The 17,434-nt window shown below is 53.2% G+C and carries 13 protein-coding genes; 6 read left to right on the forward strand and 7 right to left on the reverse strand.

Features of this window, described 5'->3' with window-relative positions:
• Window positions 1-38: 38 nt before the first annotated feature.
• Window positions 39-629, reverse strand: a complete 591-nt coding sequence (gene yihX, locus EBA31_RS25485) for a glucose-1-phosphatase (RefSeq protein WP_020837663.1) — start codon at window positions 627-629, stop codon at window positions 39-41.
• A 163-nt stretch (window positions 630-792) separates the two neighbouring features.
• Window positions 793-2,616 (reverse strand): ribosome-dependent GTPase TypA, encoded by a 1,824-nt coding sequence (typA, locus tag EBA31_RS25490; RefSeq protein ID WP_020837665.1) that lies wholly within the window; start codon window positions 2,614-2,616, stop codon window positions 793-795.
• Window positions 2,617-2,986: 370 nt separating this feature from the next.
• Between typA and glnA the strand changes: the two genes are divergently transcribed.
• The 4 genes from glnA (at window position 2,987) to EBA31_RS26860 (ending at window position 7,411) form a co-directional block, all read left to right on the forward strand.
• Entirely contained in the window at window positions 2,987-4,396 is a 1,410-nt protein-coding gene (glnA, locus tag EBA31_RS25495) for a glutamate--ammonia ligase (protein WP_020837667.1), read from the forward strand.
• Window positions 4,397-4,705: 309 nt separating this feature from the next.
• On the forward strand, window positions 4,706-5,755 hold the full coding sequence (gene glnL / locus EBA31_RS25500) for a nitrogen regulation protein NR(II) (RefSeq protein WP_122080479.1): 1,050 nt from the start codon (window positions 4,706-4,708) through the stop codon (window positions 5,753-5,755).
• Window positions 5,756-5,763: 8 nt separating this feature from the next.
• Window positions 5,764-7,176 (forward strand): nitrogen regulation protein NR(I), encoded by a 1,413-nt coding sequence (glnG, locus tag EBA31_RS25505; protein ID WP_041415118.1) that lies wholly within the window; start codon window positions 5,764-5,766, stop codon window positions 7,174-7,176.
• Between the two features lie 112 nt (window positions 7,177-7,288).
• On the forward strand, window positions 7,289-7,411 hold the full coding sequence (locus EBA31_RS26860; RefSeq protein WP_139285489.1) for a YshB family small membrane protein: 123 nt from the start codon (window positions 7,289-7,291) through the stop codon (window positions 7,409-7,411).
• A 35-nt stretch (window positions 7,412-7,446) separates the two neighbouring features.
• Here the strand turns inward: EBA31_RS26860 and hemN are convergent, their stop codons facing one another.
• Together hemN and yihI are read right to left on the reverse strand one after the other, a co-directional pair.
• Complete coding sequence (hemN, locus tag EBA31_RS25510; RefSeq protein ID WP_122080480.1) at window positions 7,447-8,820, reverse strand: oxygen-independent coproporphyrinogen III oxidase; 1,374 nt, start codon at window positions 8,818-8,820, stop codon at window positions 7,447-7,449.
• Between the two features lie 182 nt (window positions 8,821-9,002).
• Window positions 9,003-9,551 carry a Der GTPase-activating protein YihI gene (gene yihI / locus EBA31_RS25520; RefSeq protein WP_020837675.1) on the reverse strand — a complete coding sequence of 183 codons (549 nt, stop codon included), beginning with the start codon at window positions 9,549-9,551 and terminating at the stop codon, window positions 9,003-9,005.
• Window positions 9,552-10,303: 752 nt separating this feature from the next.
• Here yihI and yihA point away from each other — a divergent pair.
• Complete coding sequence (yihA, locus tag EBA31_RS25530) at window positions 10,304-10,954, forward strand: ribosome biogenesis GTP-binding protein YihA/YsxC (protein WP_046374857.1); 651 nt, start codon at window positions 10,304-10,306, stop codon at window positions 10,952-10,954.
• Window positions 10,955-11,487: 533 nt separating this feature from the next.
• Here yihA and polA read toward each other — a convergent pair.
• Window positions 11,488-14,289 carry a DNA polymerase I gene (gene polA, locus EBA31_RS25535; protein ID WP_122080481.1) on the reverse strand — a complete coding sequence of 934 codons (2,802 nt, stop codon included), beginning with the start codon at window positions 14,287-14,289 and terminating at the stop codon, window positions 11,488-11,490.
• A gap of 496 nt (window positions 14,290-14,785) precedes the next feature.
• Between polA and EBA31_RS25540 the strand changes: the two genes are divergently transcribed.
• Window positions 14,786-15,676, forward strand: a complete 891-nt coding sequence (locus EBA31_RS25540) for an acyltransferase (protein ID WP_020837680.1) — start codon at window positions 14,786-14,788, stop codon at window positions 15,674-15,676.
• A gap of 48 nt (window positions 15,677-15,724) precedes the next feature.
• On the opposite strand, the gene dsbA is transcribed toward EBA31_RS25540, so the two are convergent.
• Entirely contained in the window at window positions 15,725-16,348 is a 624-nt protein-coding gene (gene dsbA / locus EBA31_RS25545) for a thiol:disulfide interchange protein DsbA (RefSeq protein ID WP_020837681.1), read from the reverse strand.
• 29 nt (window positions 16,349-16,377) lie between these two features.
• Entirely contained in the window at window positions 16,378-17,364 is a 987-nt protein-coding gene (locus tag EBA31_RS25550; RefSeq protein ID WP_020837682.1) for a serine/threonine protein kinase, read from the reverse strand.
• Window positions 17,365-17,434 lie beyond the last annotated feature (70 nt).

Here is a 17,434-nt window from a genome sequence, read left to right on the forward strand (position 1 = left end):
GATGTCAGTTTGTACGCCTTAAGCTTAACCCTTTGCGGTCATTGGGCAAAATAAGCCGGTACTACGTCGCGGTCGGTCACGTGAACCGTTTTGATGCCAAGTGCCTGGGCGGCAGCGACGTTATCCGGGTGATCGTCAAAGAACACCGCGTCGTCCGGCGAAGTATTTTCTGCATCCAGTACGTGTAGATAAATGTTGGCGTCCGGCTTACGCATGCCAAGATCCTGCGACAAATAGAGATGATCGGCGGCTTCGGCCACCTGCGGGTAGTGCTGCGGCCAGTAATTGCAGTGCAAGCGGTTGGTGTTCGATAACACCACCACCCGGTGACCTTCGCTGCGCAGGCGCTTCATGATGTCGATCACTTCTGGACGCAGGGCGACAAACACCGCCTGCCAGCCGGTAGCGAACTGCTCGAAACTGAGGGCAATCCCCATTTCGGCACTCAGCCCTTCGGCAAAGTCTTCATCGCTGATTTCACCGCGCTCGTGCTGCTGAAACAATTCGCCCATAGCAAAACGTTCGGACAAGACCGCCAATGGCGTACCGCTCAAACTGCTCCATACACCCAGTACACGTTTGAAATCGATATCGACGATCACATTACCTAAATCAAAGATATACAGCATAGTCCTCTCCTGATGGGCCGGTGAGATTTTACTGTAGCGGGAAAAGCAGAGGCTGAATAGAGAGCGGATGGAAAAGCGTATAGCACGCGGCAGAAATGAGAAAAGACAGAGGAAAAAACTCAGGGCGCTGGCGCGCCCTAAGTGTTGCAGACTAAATCGGCGATTAAGCTTCTTTAGGACCGCGGCTTGCACGCTTACGATCGTTTTCCGTCAGGTGACGCTTACGGATACGGATCGAGGTTGGCGTGACTTCTACCAGTTCGTCATCATCGATGAATTCCAGAGCTTGCTCCAGAGTCATTTTGATAGCCGGAACCAGGGTAGTGGCTTCGTCAGTACCGGAAGCACGCATGTTGGTCAGCTTCTTACCGGTCAGGCAGTTCACGGTCAGGTCGTTGGAACGTGAGTGAATACCGATGATCTGGCCTTCATACACTTCCGCACCGTGACCCAGGAACAGCTTGCCGCGATCTTGCAGACCGAACAGGGCGAACGCTACCGCTTTACCCTGGCCGTTAGAGATCAGCACGCCGTTCTGGCGCTGGCCAACTTCACCCGGACGCACGTCGTCGTAGTGGCTGAAGGTGGAGTACAGCAGACCGGTACCGGAAGTCATGGTCATGAACTCGTTACGGAAGCCAATCAAGCCGCGGCTTGGGATCACGTAGTCGAGACGCACACGGCCTTTACCGTCTGGATCCATGTTTTTCAGGTCAGCTTTACGCTCACCCATGGCTTGCATGACTGAACCCTGGTGCTGTTCTTCGATGTCCAAGGTCACGTTTTCGAACGGCTCTTGTTTACGACCATCGATTTCACGGAAGATTACTTTCGGACGGGATACCGCCAGTTCGAAACCTTCACGACGCATGTTTTCGATCAGAACCGACAGGTGAAGTTCACCACGGCCAGATACGCGGAATGCATCAGCATCTTCAGTTTCTTCAACGCGCAGTGCCACGTTGTGCACCAGTTCCTTGTTCAGACGCTCAAGGATTTGACGCGAAGTCACAAACTTACCTTCTTTACCGCAGAAAGGTGAGGTGTTGACGTTGAAGAACATGGTTACGGTCGGCTCATCTACAGACAGCGCCGGCAGTGCTTCCACTGCAGAGGTGTCACAGATGGTGTCGGAAATGTTCAGCTCGCCCAGACCGGTGATAGCGATGATGTCGCCCGCTTCAGCCAGGGTAGACTCGATACGCTCCAGACCCATGTGGCCCAGCACTTTGCCCACTTTACCGTTGCGAGTTTTACCTTCGCTATCGATGATGGTGACCTGCTGGTTTGGCTTCACTTTACCGCGCTTGATACGGCCGATACCGATCACGCCCAGGTAGTTGTTGTAGTCCAACTGGGAGATTTGCATCTGGAATGGCGCTTCGAGCTCAACCTGCGGTGCAGACACGTGGTCTACGATCGCTTGATACAGCGGGGTCATGTCTTCCGCCATCTCATTGTGGTCAGTACCGGCGATCCCCATCAATGCAGAAGCATAGATGATTGGGAAGTCGAGCTGCTCGTCGGTCGCGTCGAGGTTAACGAACAGGTCGAAGACCTGATCAACAACCCAATCAGGACGTGCGCCCGGACGGTCAACCTTGTTGATTACCACGATCGGCTTCAGACCATTAGCGAAGGCTTTTTTGGTCACGAAGCGGGTTTGCGGCATTGGGCCATCCATTGCATCCACAACCAGCAGCACCGAGTCAACCATTGACATCACACGCTCAACCTCACCGCCGAAGTCGGCGTGTCCTGGGGTATCCACGATGTTGATGCGGTAGTCTTTCCAATTAATGGCGGTGTTTTTTGCGAGGATGGTAATCCCACGCTCTTTCTCCAAATCGTTGGAGTCCATTACGCGTTCGGTGGCTTCTACACGCTCTCCGAAAGTACCGGATTGTTGCAGCAGCTTATCAACCAGGGTGGTCTTACCATGGTCAACGTGGGCAATAATGGCGATGTTACGCAAATTTTCGATCACAGCTTTGCCTCAGGCATTAGAAATAGCGCGCTATTGTACACGTATTAAGCGAGGGACTAAACAAGATCACAACAGTCTCTTATAAACAACTGTGTACAGGTCAGTATGTGATCCCTTTCACGGTGCAAAAAGCAGCATCCGGTGCACTTTTGCACCATTACAGTGCCCCACCCCGCACTGATTGCACCATTTAAGTGCAAAGCGTCACTGATGGTGCATACTGATTCTGTGCAAAACCCAAGCAGAAAGGCGATTAAAGCGCTTTAGCAAAGTTGGCACAGTTTTCGCTTTAGTCTTTTCAAGGCAAAAAAAGCCAGTTTCACAGATTCGTTCCACGACGACGACAATGATAAATCCGGGAGAGTTAAGTATGTCCGCTGAACACGTTTTGACGATGCTGAATGAGCATGAAGTGAAATTCGTAGACCTGCGTTTCACTGACACCAAGGGTAAAGAACAACACGTCACCATCCCTGCTCATCAGGTAAATGCCGACTTCTTCGAAGAAGGTAAAATGTTTGACGGTTCCTCGATCGGCGGTTGGAAGGGCATCAACGAATCTGACATGGTGCTGATGCCAGACGCCAGCACTGCGGTACTGGATCCGTTCTTCGAAGAATCTACCCTGATCATTCGCTGCGACATCCTCGAGCCAGGCACCATGCAGGGCTACGATCGTGACCCGCGCTCAATCTCCAAGCGTGCAGAAGATTTCCTGCGCTCTTCCGGCATCGCAGACACCGTTCTGTTCGGGCCAGAGCCAGAATTCTTCCTGTTTGACGACATTCGTTTCGGCAGCAGCATCCGCGGTTCCCACGTGGCCATCGACGATATCGAAGGCGCATGGAACTCCGGCACCCAATACGATGGCGGCAACAAAGGCCACCGTCCGGCAGTCAAAGGCGGTTACTTCCCGGTTCCTCCGGTCGATTCTTCACAGGACATCCGTTCTACCATGTGTCTGACCATGGAAGAAATGGGCCTGGTCGTTGAAGCGCACCACCACGAAGTGGCAACCGCAGGTCAGAACGAAGTGGCAACCCGCTTCAACACCATGACCAAGAAAGCCGACGAAATCCAAATCTACAAGTACGTGGTTCACAACGTGGCTCACGCATTTGGCAAAACCGCGACCTTCATGCCGAAGCCAATGTTCGGTGATAACGGTTCCGGCATGCACTGTCACATGTCGCTGTCCAAGAACGGGACCAACCTGTTCGCCGGCGACAAATACGGCGGCCTGTCTGAGACTGCCCTGTTCTACATCGGCGGTATCATCAAGCACGCTAAAGCGATCAACGCCCTGGCCAACCCGACCACCAACTCTTACAAGCGTCTGGTCCCAGGCTACGAAGCTCCGGTCATGCTGGCTTATTCTGCCCGTAACCGTTCCGCTTCCATTCGTATTCCAGTGGTTGCCAGCCCGAAAGCGCGCCGTATCGAAGCCCGTTTCCCGGATCCAGCGGCTAACCCGTACCTGTGCTTCGCGGCCCTGCTGATGGCAGGCCTGGACGGTGTGATTAACAAAATCCACCCTGGCGACGCCATGGACAAAAACCTGTATGACCTGCCACCGGAAGAAGAAGCTGAAATTCCAAAAGTTGCAGGCTCTCTGGATGAAGCGCTGGCAGCACTGAGCGAAGACCGCGAGTTCCTGACCCGTGGCGGCGTATTCACTGACGACGCTATCGATGCTTACATCGATCTGCGCAAAGAAGAGATGGACCGCGTTCGCATGACGCCACACCCGGTTGAATTCGAACTGTACTACAGCGTTTAAGTTTTACCACGCCGTCTGCGGGCGGCGCCCAGATTTAGTTGTCTTTTTTTGTTGCCGTGGAAACTTTCAGCCCATCTTCGGATGGGTTTTTTTCTCCACCGTATTTTCTGCAAAACTATTCCATACCGCGTGCATAACGGATGGAGTAGGATAAATGCACTAAAAAGGTGCAGTCGTCTGCTATGCCCAAGAGATTTCACGGTGCAGCTAGGCGGCAACCGAGCGAACCGACAGGAGCTTGGTCTGCCAAGTGACTGGTGTGAGTAAGAGCAGCCAACAACGCTGCGTCTTGAAAGATAAAGGGCATATATGGCAACTGGCAAGCTGCCCGACGCAGGGCAGATCCTCAATTCTCTCATCAACAGTATCCTGCTGTTGAATGACTCGCTGGCGGTTCATTACGCCAATCCGGCAGCACAACAACTGCTGGCACAAAGTTCTCGTAAACTTTTCGGTACACCGTTACCCGATTTGCTCGGTTATTTCTCACTGAACGTCGATCTGATGCGTGAGAGCCTGCATGCCGGTCAGGGCTTTACCGATAACGAAGTGACCCTGGTGGTTGACGGGCGTGCGCATATCCTCTCCCTGACCGCTCAGGCTCTGCCTGATGGCTATATCCTGATCGAGCTGGCACCAATGGATAACCAACGCCGTTTGAGCCAGGAACAACTTCAGCACGCCCAGCAGGTGGCAGCCCGCGATCTGGTCCGAGGCCTGGCGCATGAAATTAAAAACCCGCTTGGCGGGTTGCGCGGTGCGGCTCAATTGCTGGCCAAGGCGCTGCCCGATCCGTCGCTGACCGAATACACCAAGGTGATCATTGAGCAGGCCGATCGCCTGCGCAACCTGGTCGATCGCCTGCTCGGCCCGCAGCGGCCGGGCCAGCACATAACCCAAAGCATTCATCAGGTGGCAGAGCGTGTGTGCCAACTGGTGTCGCTTGAGAAGCCGGATAACGTGACGCTGGTGCGGGACTACGACCCGAGCCTGCCTGAAATGGCGCACGACCCGGATCAAATCGAACAGGTATTGCTGAACATCACCCGCAATGCGCTGCAGGCGCTGGGAGAAACGGGCGGCACCATCACGCTGCGCACTCGTACCGCTTTCCAGATCACCCTGCACGGCACCCGCTACCGGTTAGCGGCACGTATCGACGTAGAAGATGACGGCCCCGGTGTGCCGGCGCAGTTGCAGGACACGCTATTTTACCCGATGGTCAGCGGCCGCGAAGGCGGGACCGGCCTGGGGTTATCCATCGCCCGTAATCTTATCGATCAGCATTGCGGAAAAATTGAATTTAACAGTTGGCCAGGACATACCGAATTCTCGGTTTACCTGCCTATTCGCCAGTGAGGTTTTCTATGCAACGAGGGATAGTCTGGATCGTCGATGACGATAGCTCCATCCGCTGGGTGCTTGAACGTGCGCTCACTGGAGCCGGTGTGAGCTGCGTGACCTTCGACAGTGGCAATGCGGTGCTCGAAGCCCTGGCCACGCAAACTCCTGACGTGTTGCTGTCTGACATCCGCATGCCGGGTATGGATGGTCTTGCGTTGCTCAAGCAGATCAAACAGCGTCATCCGATGCTTCCGGTCATCATAATGACCGCACATTCGGATCTCGACGCCGCCGTCAGCGCCTACCAGCAAGGGGCGTTCGATTACCTGCCGAAACCCTTTGATATCGATGAAGCCGTAGCGCTGGTAGAACGCGCCATCAGCCATTATCAGGAGCAGCAGCAGCCTGCACGCAGCCAACCGGCCAACGATCCGGTGGCAGACATCATCGGTGAAGCCCCGGCGATGCAGGACGTGTTCCGCATCATCGGGCGCCTGTCGCGTTCGTCGATCAGCGTACTGATCAACGGCGAATCAGGTACCGGTAAAGAGCTGGTTGCCCATGCCCTGCACCGTCACAGTCCGCGCGCCAAATCACCTTTTATCGCGCTGAATATGGCGGCGATCCCCAAAGACCTGATCGAGTCCGAACTTTTCGGGCATGAAAAAGGGGCCTTTACCGGCGCCAACCAAATCCGTCAGGGTCGCTTTGAGCAGGCCGACGGCGGGACCTTGTTCCTGGATGAAATCGGCGATATGCCGCTGGATGTGCAAACCCGCTTGCTGCGGGTGCTGGCAGATGGCCAATTCTATCGGGTCGGTGGTTATGCCCCGGTGAAGGTTGACGTACGCATCATCGCCGCCACCCACCAGAACCTGGAAATGCGGGTACAGGAAGGTAAATTCCGTGAGGATTTGTTCCATCGCCTGAACGTGATCCGCGTGCACCTTCCGCCGTTGCGTGAACGTCGTGAGGATATTCCGCGTCTGGCGCGTTACTTCCTGCAGGTGGCGGCAAAGGAGCTGGGTGTGGAAGCGAAAAACCTGCACCCGGAGACTGAAACTGCACTGACGCGCCTGCCATGGCCAGGTAACGTTCGCCAGTTGGAGAACACCTGCCGTTGGTTAACCGTGATGGCCGCTGGTCAGGAGGTGCTGATTCAGGATCTGCCGAGCGAGCTGTTTGAAACCTCTGCGCCGGAAACGACCGGGCATAGCCTGCCCGACAGTTGGGCCACGCTGCTGGCACAGTGGGCAGACCGCGCGCTGCGTTCCGGTCATCAAAACCTGCTGTCGGAAGCGCAACCGGAGATGGAGCGCACCTTGCTCACCACTGCACTGCGTCATACCCAGGGGCATAAGCAGGAAGCCGCCCGTTTGCTGGGGTGGGGGCGCAATACGTTAACGCGTAAGTTGAAAGAATTGGGAATGGAATAGTTTGCGGCATTGATGATAGAAAATACAATCAAGCGCACAAAAAAACGGCTATTTCAGGCTTTACAGCCGAAGAGGCCGCAGTATGATCGGGGCGCACACCCTGGAGGCTTCCATGCTGGATTCGTTAATCGCATTCATTTCTCAAGGCGCAGAACTTGGTTCTGCCGCCAGCCACACGCCGCAGGCAGCCGTTGCTGCGGTATTGTGTGCCGCACTGATTAATTTCTTCAGTTAAAACAACGGCCGCGAAAGCGGCCGATGTTTTACTCATTAAATAACCCGAGAGAATTGCTGAGTGCGGGCCTGTTGACGCAGGTAGATATCAAAGCACATGCAAATATTGCGGATCAGTAACCGGCCACGCGGCGTAACCTGAATGCCCTGCTCGTCACGCTCCACCAGCCCATCGCGTTCAAACGGCGCCAACAATTGCAAATCCTCGGCAAAATAATCGGCAAAGTTGATGCCGAACTGACGTTCTATGGCCAGGTAGTCCAGTTTGAAATTGCAGATCAGCGTTTTGATCACCTCACGCCGCAAGCAGTCGTCTTCGGTCATCGCCAGGCCTCGCCACAGTGCATGACCTTGCGCTTCAACGCTGTTGTAATAAACCTTCAGCTCTTTCTGGTTCTGCGCATAGCTGTCCCCCAGCATGCTGATGGCGGAGACACCCAGCCCCAGCAAATCACTGTCGCCCTGGGTGGTGTACCCCTGGAAGTTACGATGAAGTTTTCCTTCGCGCTGTGCCACCGCCAACTCATCGTCCGGTCGTGCGAAATGATCCATGCCGATAAACTGATAACCCGATTCGGTCAGGGAGGCTATGGTGTGCTGCAAGATATCCAGTTTCTGCTGCGCGCTCGGCAGATCTGCGTCTTTGATTTTGCGCTGGGCAGCAAACAGGTTCGGCATATGGGCATAGTTAAATACGCTCAGGCGATCGGGGCTTAGCTCTGCCACACGCTGCAGAGTGTAGGCAAAGCTCTCCGGCGTTTGCTTTGGCAAGCCGTAGATTAGATCGATATTGGTGGAATTAAAGCCAAGCGCTTTAGCGCGAGCAATCAGGGCAAAGATAAAGGCTTCATCCTGCTCGCGGTTCACCAGCCGCTGCACCTCTTTATTGAAGTCCTGCACCCCCATGCTCAGGCGATTAAAACCTTCGCTACGTAAATGATCGAGCACATCCAGCTCAATCTCACGCGGATCGACTTCGATCGACATTTCGGCATCGGGAAGAAAATCAAAGTGTTGGCGCAGCATCGTTACCAGCTGGCTGATTTGTGCCTTGCTCAGATAGGTTGGCGTACCGCCGCCCCAGTGCATCTGGCCGACCTTACGCCCGGCAAACAACGGTGCACGTTGAGCAATCTCTTGCGCCAGCACCGCCAGATATTCATCGGCCTTGTGCGTTTGACGCGTCACCAGCTTGTTGCAACCACAGAAATAGCAGAGCTTGTGGCAGAAAGGAATATGCACGTACAGCGATAAAGGGCGCTCAGGATAACGCGCCGCGGCGCGTTGAAACGCCGCTTCGTCGTAGCTCTGGTTGAATTCCAGCGCTGTGGGGTATGAGGTGTAACGCGGCCCTGAATAGTTATATTTCTGGATCAGGGCCAGATCCCAGACAATTGCCTGCTCTGACATGCTCACTCCTTCCGATATTTTTTCCTACCGGGCCGGGAGATGGGCAGTTGTCTACGCTGTCTGGCCGCGGAAGCGCTGCGAAAACGCTTTTTGCGTTTAGACAGCCGCCATAGTTTACCGAATAACCACAGCAGATAACACATCAAGAGTAGGGCTATTGACGGGATCAGCCACATGACGCGTTAAATTACGTCTTTCGGGTTACCGCCTTTCAGCAGTTTCAGGATATCTTCCTTTTTCTCTTCTTCTTCGTCGTCTTCATCGTCGCCCAGCTCAATGCCCAGTTGTTCCATCAGGGCATCAATGCGATCCAGAGTCTGGTCAACATAACTCTGATCTTCTGCGCTCAGCGTCTCGCCGTCGTCAATACGATCCAGCAGTGCGTCCAGACGCTCATCATTTTCCAGCTTCGCCAGCTCTTCTTCCGGGGACAGACGTGGTTTGGCTTCGGCCTTAGGTTTTGGCTGCGGCTTGGCTTTTGGCTTGGCTTCAACCACCAGCGCTACCGGCACTTTGCTACCAATGCGCGGATCTTTGGTCTGCGCGTCGGCCTTATTCTTTTGATTGGCAGACTCAACCTGGGTGCGAGAACCGGAAGCAAGACCACGGCGCTTTTTCAGACGCTTGCGCTCACGGGCTTCCTGATCGAGCTCCACACGGCTTTTCTTTTTGGTTTTCGACGTCGCCGCGCTGCTGCGTGGGGCGCGAGGTGCTTTTGATGGCTGGTTCATAGCGTATGCTCTTAGGTATGTAGATTCAGTATAGAGATAGATGCTATACGATTGCGGCGGAATCTAGCAGAAAGCGAACAAAGAAAAAAGGCGGCAGGTTAAACCCGCCGCCTTTTTGCACCCTCTTTCGAAGGATATTCCTGCTACGCATTCCGTGCGCACACTCAACATCCAGGTTTTTCCTTTTGCTATAAGCGCATTCCCTGCCGCACTACTTCCTTCATCCTGAAGGGAAAATCGTCCATGGTGAAATCCGTTCGTGTCCACTCTTCCTGAGTTTGCTTCCTGCCGGCATCCCAATTGCGGTAACTTCACCATCCCTGTGCTATTTGCAAATTCCGATGCAAATAGACCCATTCCTTTGGTTATTCGTCCTGGTACTCATTAGCACGTCCCGTGCTCTCCCTGAGATTTATCACCCTTCCCGGATGTTCCTTAATCCTGCACAGCCCTGTGCTGCAACTTACTTTACGCTATCAGGGGTCAGGCTCAAGGCACCCGCTGCGTAATAGGCTGATAAAAATACGCATCGGAGAATTAAATACATGTTTTATAATAAAAAGAATAAAAACAACTTTCGAATAAAAGCGACATTACCCCCTATTCGAATGGCAAATGTCTCACAAGCCTGCCCCACATAAATTGCCACACCCAACTGGCCCGGCGCTTAAAAACAGAGAAACACACCATTTTTAGCGCTGATGCAGTTATAATCGCCAACCAGTTAGCCATCCTCACGGAGACGAAAAATTTTGACCAGCAAGAATTACAATTATCATGTGACCCATTTCGTCACCAGTGCGCCCGATATTCGCCATCTGCCGGGGGATGAAGGTATTGAAGTTGCGTTCGCTGGCCGTTCTAACGCCGGTAAGTCCAGCGCGTTAAATACCCTGACCAACCAGAAAAGCCTGGCGCGTACCAGTAAAACGCCGGGGCGTACCCAGCTTATCAACCTGTTTGAAGTGGAAGAAGGCATTCGCCTGGTTGACCTGCCGGGTTATGGCTACGCCGAAGTGCCTGAAGAGATGAAACGCAAATGGCAGCGGGCGCTGGGTGAATACCTGCAAATGCGCAACTGCCTGAAAGGCCTGGTGGTGCTGATGGACATCCGCCATCCGTTGAAAGATCTCGACCAGCAGATGATCCAATGGGCTGTCGATGTCGGCACGCCGGTTCTGGTTCTGCTGACCAAAGCGGACAAACTGGCATCCGGCGCACGTAAGGCGCAACTGAATATGGTGCGTGAAGCGGTAGTGCCGTTTATGGGTGATATCCAGGTTGAGGCCTTCTCCTCACCGAAAAAGATGGGCGTCGACAAACTGAGCCAGAAACTGAACACCTGGTTTAACGAGATCCCGCCGGAAGTGCTACCGGAAGATGATGAAGCCGCCGGCGAATAAAAAGCCGCTGCGCTGCAACAGAGCCGATGTGGAAACGCATCGGCTTTTTTATGCGCGTTATTCGGGCGCCAGGCTATTTTCGTTATCTAATTACAGTTCTGACTGAAATCCATCACAAATACTTATGATGACTTGGTATTGAGAATCCGTTGAGCAGGCCATTTCGGGGGAAAATCTGAAGGAAAGAGGTCGCGGGACGAATAAGAAGAACCTATGGTTTGGCTTTGTTTTTACAATAAAAAACGCCCCAGTCAATACTGACTGGGGCGGCTAAATATTCAGCCAAATCCGATTACGTGAAGTAAAAGGTCTGAAAGATAGAACATCTTACCTCTGTACCCTACGCCAGTAACTCTACATGATTTTTTCGCAGTGCAAAAGAATTTTTTGTAGTTTACTTACACAGTTTGGCGCGTAATAACGGCGAGGTTGGGGAAACAATCGCCGTATCCTGTAGCTTAATTACAAAAACTGCTTAGGTTATCGCCAGTTAGCCCATCCTTTAAGAGCGAGGCCAGTGAACGGCCGCGCAATCAGTGGGCTTCGTCCCAGTTGGCCCCCACGCCGACATCCACTTTCAGTGGGACAGCCAGCGTCATGCTGTTTTCCATCAGCTCGCGAATGCGTTGGTTGGAGGCTTCCAGCACCGATTCATGCACCTCGAACACCAATTCATCGTGTACCTGCATGATCATACGCACCAGCGGCTCTTCCTGAGCTTGCAACCAGGCGTCCACCTCGATCATCGCACGTTTGATGATATCGGCGGCAGTCCCTTGCATAGGGGCGTTAATCGCCGCGCGCTCGGCCGCCTTGCGACGCATGCCATTACTGGAGCTGACATCCGGCAGATAGAGACGGCGGCCGTCCAGCGTGCTTACATAGCCCTGACTGGCAGCCTGCTGGCGGGTACGCTCCATATATTCCAATACGCCCGGGTAGCGCTCGAAGTAGAGATCCATGTAGCGCTGCGCTTCACCACGCGGAATGCCCAATTGGCGTGCCAGACCAAACGCGCTCATGCCATAAATCAGGCCAAAGTTAATTGCCTTGGCGCTGCGACGCTGTTCGTGGGTCACTTTATCAAGCGGCAGGCCAAATACCTCGGCTGCGGTGGCACGGTGGATATCCTCACCGGCCGCAAAGGCCTTCAGTAACCCTTCATCCTGTGACAGATGGGCCATAATGCGCAGTTCGATTTGCGAATAGTCGGCCGCAACGATGCGGTAACCCTCAGGAGCAATAAAGGCCTGGCGGATCCGGCGCCCTTCGTCGTTACGCACCGGGATATTCTGCAGGTTAGGATCGCTCGAGGAGAGACGTCCAGTAGCCGTCACCGCCTGATGATAAGAGGTATGCACCCGGCCACTGACCGGATTGATCATCAGCGGCAACTTGTCGGTGTAGGTCGTCTTCAGCTTCGCCAAGCCACGGTATTCCAGGATCACCTTAGGCAACGGGTAATCCAACGCCAGTTCGGCCAACACTTCTTCGTTAGTAGATGGGGCACCACCCGGTGTTTTCTTCAGTACCGGCAGCTTCTGTTTTTCGTACAGGATCGCCTGCAGCTGTTTGGTTGACGCCAGATTGAAAGGCTCTTCCGCCAGTTCATGGGCCTGAATTTCCAGCTCGGCCAGGCGTTTGGTCAATTCGATGGAGTGCGTGGCCAGAATGCTTTGATCAATCAGCACCCCGGTGCGTTCGATGTGCGACAACACCGGTAACAGCGGCATTTCAATCTCATTGAATACTTTCAGCAGCTCGGCGCTTTCCTTCAATTGCGGCCACATCGCCAAATGCAATTGCAAGGTAACGTCGGCATCTTCGGCAGCGTAAGGAGCCGCCTGCTCCAGTGCAATCTGGTTGAAGGTGAGCTGTTTTTTCCCCTTGCCGGCGATCTCTTCGAAGGTCACGGTTTTATGGCCGAGGTAACGATCGGACAAGCTGTCCATATCGTGACGACCGCCCACGCTGTCCAGCACATAAGATTCCAGCATGGTGTCGAAGGCAATGCCGCGCAGGGTAATGTCGTAACGCGCCAGCAGGCCCATATCGAACTTCAGATTTTGCCCGACCTTGAGCGCTTTCTCGTCTTCCAGCAGCGGCTTTAAGGTGGCCAGCACATAATCGCGATCCAGCTGTGCCGGGGCATCGAGATAGTCATGCGCTACCGGCAAATAGGCGGCTTCGCCCGGTGCAATGGCAAACGACAGGCCAATCAAATTGGCGGTCAGGGTGTCCAAACCGTCGGTTTCGGTATCAAACGCAAATACCTCGGCTTTTTTCAGCTTTTCCAGCCACTGCGCGAAAGTATCTTCATCCAGGATGGTGACATAACCTTCTTGCGATAACGTCGCTTCGGCAGGTGCTTTGTCTGTTACGGCAGCGACTGCCGTCGCCTTTGGCGCACTGGCAGCTTTCACGCCGGCACCCTTTTTACCTTCCAACCAAATACCGGCTTCGACATCCGCCATCCAGCGTTTAAATTCGTATTGTTTAAACAACTGCTGCAGCACATCGACATCCAGCGCTGATACTTCGAGATCGGCGCAGGTAAGATCCAGTTCGACGTCGGTTTTGATGGTCGCCAGCTTGTAGGAGAGGTAAGCCACCTCTTTGTTCTGTTCCAGCTTGGCCGCCATGGTCTTGGCGCCGCGGAAGCTGAGCGTGGCGATACTGTCGAGGTTGGCATAGAGCGCATCCAGCCCCCCAAGCCCCTGTAGCAGCGCCTGCGCGGTTTTCTCGCCCACACCGGGTACGCCAGGGATGTTATCCGAGGAATCACCCATCAACGCCAGGAAGTCGATAATCAGCTCCGGCGGAATGCCGTACTTATCGCACACTTCCTGTGGACCAAGGATGGTGTTGTTCATGGTGTTGATCAGGGTAACGTTCGGTGTGACCAACTGCGCCATGTCTTTATCGCCGGTGCTGATCAGCACCGCATGGCCGGCTTTTTCTGCCTCCAGTGCCAAAGTGCCAATCACATCGTCGGCTTCTACGCCGGGCGTGACCAGCAGCGGCAACCCCATCGCCTTGACCATTTTGTGCAACGGTTCGATTTGCGCGCGCAGGTCGTCCGGCATCGGCGGCCGGTGCGATTTGTATTCTGCGAACAGCTCATCGCGGAAGGTTTTTCCTTTGGCATCAAACACCACCGCAACATGGCTTGGCTGGTACTGCAGCAATAGACTGCGCAGCATGTTCAGCACGCCATACATTGCCCCGGTAGGTTCACCCGCAGAGTTGGTCAGCGGAGGGAAGGCGTGATAAGCGCGGTAGAGGTACGAGGAACCGTCAACCAGGATTAATGGGTTTTCTGCAATCTGGGCCATAGCGTTTCTTTATCGTGATCGGACATGACGGTAAGCATGCCATAGCTGGCCGCCTGAGACGAACCTTAGCGTGCATTAAGGGCGAAAATCATGTGATTCTGCAAAGCGATCCGCAAGATCCTGCCTGTGGATAACTTTGTGCATAGAAAAGACAACAAATTATAACGATGAGTTTATCGTTATAATGGGAAATAAAAATCCTATTGAAATCACTGCGTTAAACAGTGCTATTTTAACTGAAGGTTATTATCGACTTTTACACAATTTGTGGATATAACTTGCGCCAGATTTTAATCGCACTATTAATCAAATTTGGCGCCTCAATTACCATAGCACAAGGTGAGCAAGTTGCACGAAAACGCAGCAAATGCCTATTTTTTCCGCTTTAAAACAGCTACTGCTGGCAGGCATTTTCCCCCTATAATGTCGCTAAAATATTTTTTGTTCATGCATACTGGCATGTAACGCTGTTCTCACCAACCGTCAGCCTATAACCATGCCAAGATTGCTATCCCCTGTTATTTTTATTGTTTCCAGCCTGCTCGCCATTTTGGTCACCGTACTGTGTTCGATCCCCATTACGATCGCCGGCGTCATTAAGTTACTGGTGCCCTTTCCTGCCGTATGGCGACGTATCTCCGCCTTCGCCGACTTTATGATGTGGTGCTGGTGCCTGGGGTTATCGCTGCTATTACGTATTAACGGCCAACTGCGCTGGGATATAGAAGGGTTGGAAGGCCTGGATCGAAAAAACTGGTATCTGCTGATCAGTAATCACGAAAGCTGGTCGGATATTGTGGTGCTGTGCGTATTGTTCCGTAACCATATTCCAATGAATAAGTACTTTCTTAAACAGCAATTGGCCTGGGTCCCTTTTGTCGGTCTGGCCTGCTGGGCGCTGGATATGCCCTTCATGAAACGCTATTCGCGCGCCTATTTGCTCAAACACCCGGAAAAGCGCGGTAATGATATCGAGACCACACGCCGTTCTTGCGAGAAGTTTCGTAAACGCCCGACCACCATCGTTAATTTTGTAGAGGGCTCGCGTTTTACCGAAGCCAAGAAAATTAAAACTCGTTCGCCCTACCGTAATTTATTAGCCCCTAAAGCTGCCGGTATTGCTTTTACACTCAGTGCATTAGGTAAGCAGTTCGATAAGGTGTTAAACGTCACCCTGCTTTATCCAGATAATACTGAGCGGCCTTTTATGGATATGCTGTGCGGCCGGTTAAAACGCATTGTGGTAAGGGTTGAATTGCTGCCAATCGACGAAAGCATGCATGGCGATTACTTTAACGATAAGCAGTTTAAGCGACGTTTCCAGCTTTGGCTGAACACGCTGTGGCAGGATAAAGACAGATTGCTGGATAGATTGAAACGGCAATAGAAGTTAAAAAAAAGCCGGCTAAGCCGGCTTTTTTACTTTAAATTTCGGTTACTTCTGCTCGCTGAGGAATTTAACCACGTCGGCGAATTGCTTCACGTAAGCATCCATCGAACTGGTGTCCAGGCCGTCATTTTTGACCATGTATTTGCCGTTAACAAATACCGCCGGTACGCCACGCAGTTGCAGATCTTCTGCAGCTTTCTCCTGTTGAACCACCAGGGATTTAACTACGAAGCTGTTCAGAGCCCCGTCATAATCAGCCGCGCTCACGCCTGCTTTCACAAATACGTTGCGGATATCATCAGGCGTTTGTACGGTCTGAGTTTTCTGCACCGCTTCGAACATCAGCGGGCTGACTTTATCTTCCACACCCAGCGCCATTGCAACAGCCCATGCCTGAGTCAGTTGCTTACCCAACGGCCCCAGGAACTCAACGTGGTACTTGGTCATTTTAGTGCCCGCAGGCAGCGCTTTTTTCACATTTTCGGAAACGTGATAAACCTGCTCGAACTGATAGCAGTGTGGGCAATAGAAGGAGAAGAACTCCAGTACCTGAGGTTCACCCGTCACTGGCTTGTCCAGGGTGACATACTGGGTACCATCGCTAAACTGCGCAGCCGAGGCACTGAATGCCATTACCATGCCAACGAGCGCCAACCAAATTTTCTTCATAAGACTAAACTCTCCATTGTGTTAAAGCTTCAATACATTGGCATCAGCTGCAGAGGGGGCTCCTGCAACAGCTTAACCTGTTCGGTGAATGCCGCCGTCTGAGACAACCAAAAATCAGACTCCGCCATCCACGGAAAACTTTTAGGGAACGCAGGATCTTGCCAGCGGCGAGCAACCCATGCCAGGTAGTAAACCATACGCATAGCACGCAGCGGCTCGATCAACGCCAACTCACTTTGATCAAACTCAGCAAACTCTGAGTACGCTTCCAACAAAATATCTAACTGCATCAAACGATCGCGACGCTCACCGTGCAACAACATCCACAGATCCTGTATCGCCGGCCCGTTACGCGCGTCATCAAGATCAACAAACAGTGGGCCATCACGCCACAGAATATTGCCCGGATGGCAGTCACCGTGCAAACGCCGCGGCTGCCAATCCTGATGCCAATGCTGTTTGATCGCCTCAATCAGCTTGTCAGTCGCTGCAAGAAAGCTGTCACGCTGCGCTTTGGGCAACAGCGCGCAGCCCGCCAAAACCTGACGCGGTAAAGTGAGGTACTCCTCGATGCCCATCGTCGGACGTTCAACAAACAGGCTTTCGCTGCCCACCTGATGAATGCGCCCCAGGAAACGGCCAACCCACTCCAGTTGATCGAGATTGTCGATCTCATACTGCCGCCCGCCAACGCTGGGAAAAACCGTAAAAAAGAAACCGTTGTGCGTATGCAGCGTATTGCCCTGCAGAACTAATGGGGCAACTGCAGGGATCTCCGCCAGAGCAAGATCATGGGAGAACTGGTGTTCTTCACCAATTTGTTTCGCGCTCCAACGTTCTGGCCGATAAAACTTCACCACATAACGCTTACGATCCTCGTCCATAAACTGATAGACGCGGTTTTCATAACTGTTAAGCGCCGTTAGCCCGGAGTCTACACGCAGGCCAACCCCTTCCAGCGCGTCCATAATCAGGTCGGGCGACAGGGTCTGAAAATTAAAAGCTGAGTTGTTCATAACAACATTCGGTTTCGTTTGGGCGACATCACAATGCCGGGATTGAGAAATAGTAGCATTAATGACGGGC

The sequence above is a fragment of the Serratia sp. P2ACOL2 genome, from assembly GCF_003691565.1.
In the GTDB taxonomy this organism is placed as follows: Bacteria; Pseudomonadota; Gammaproteobacteria; order Enterobacterales; family Enterobacteriaceae; genus Serratia; species Serratia liquefaciens.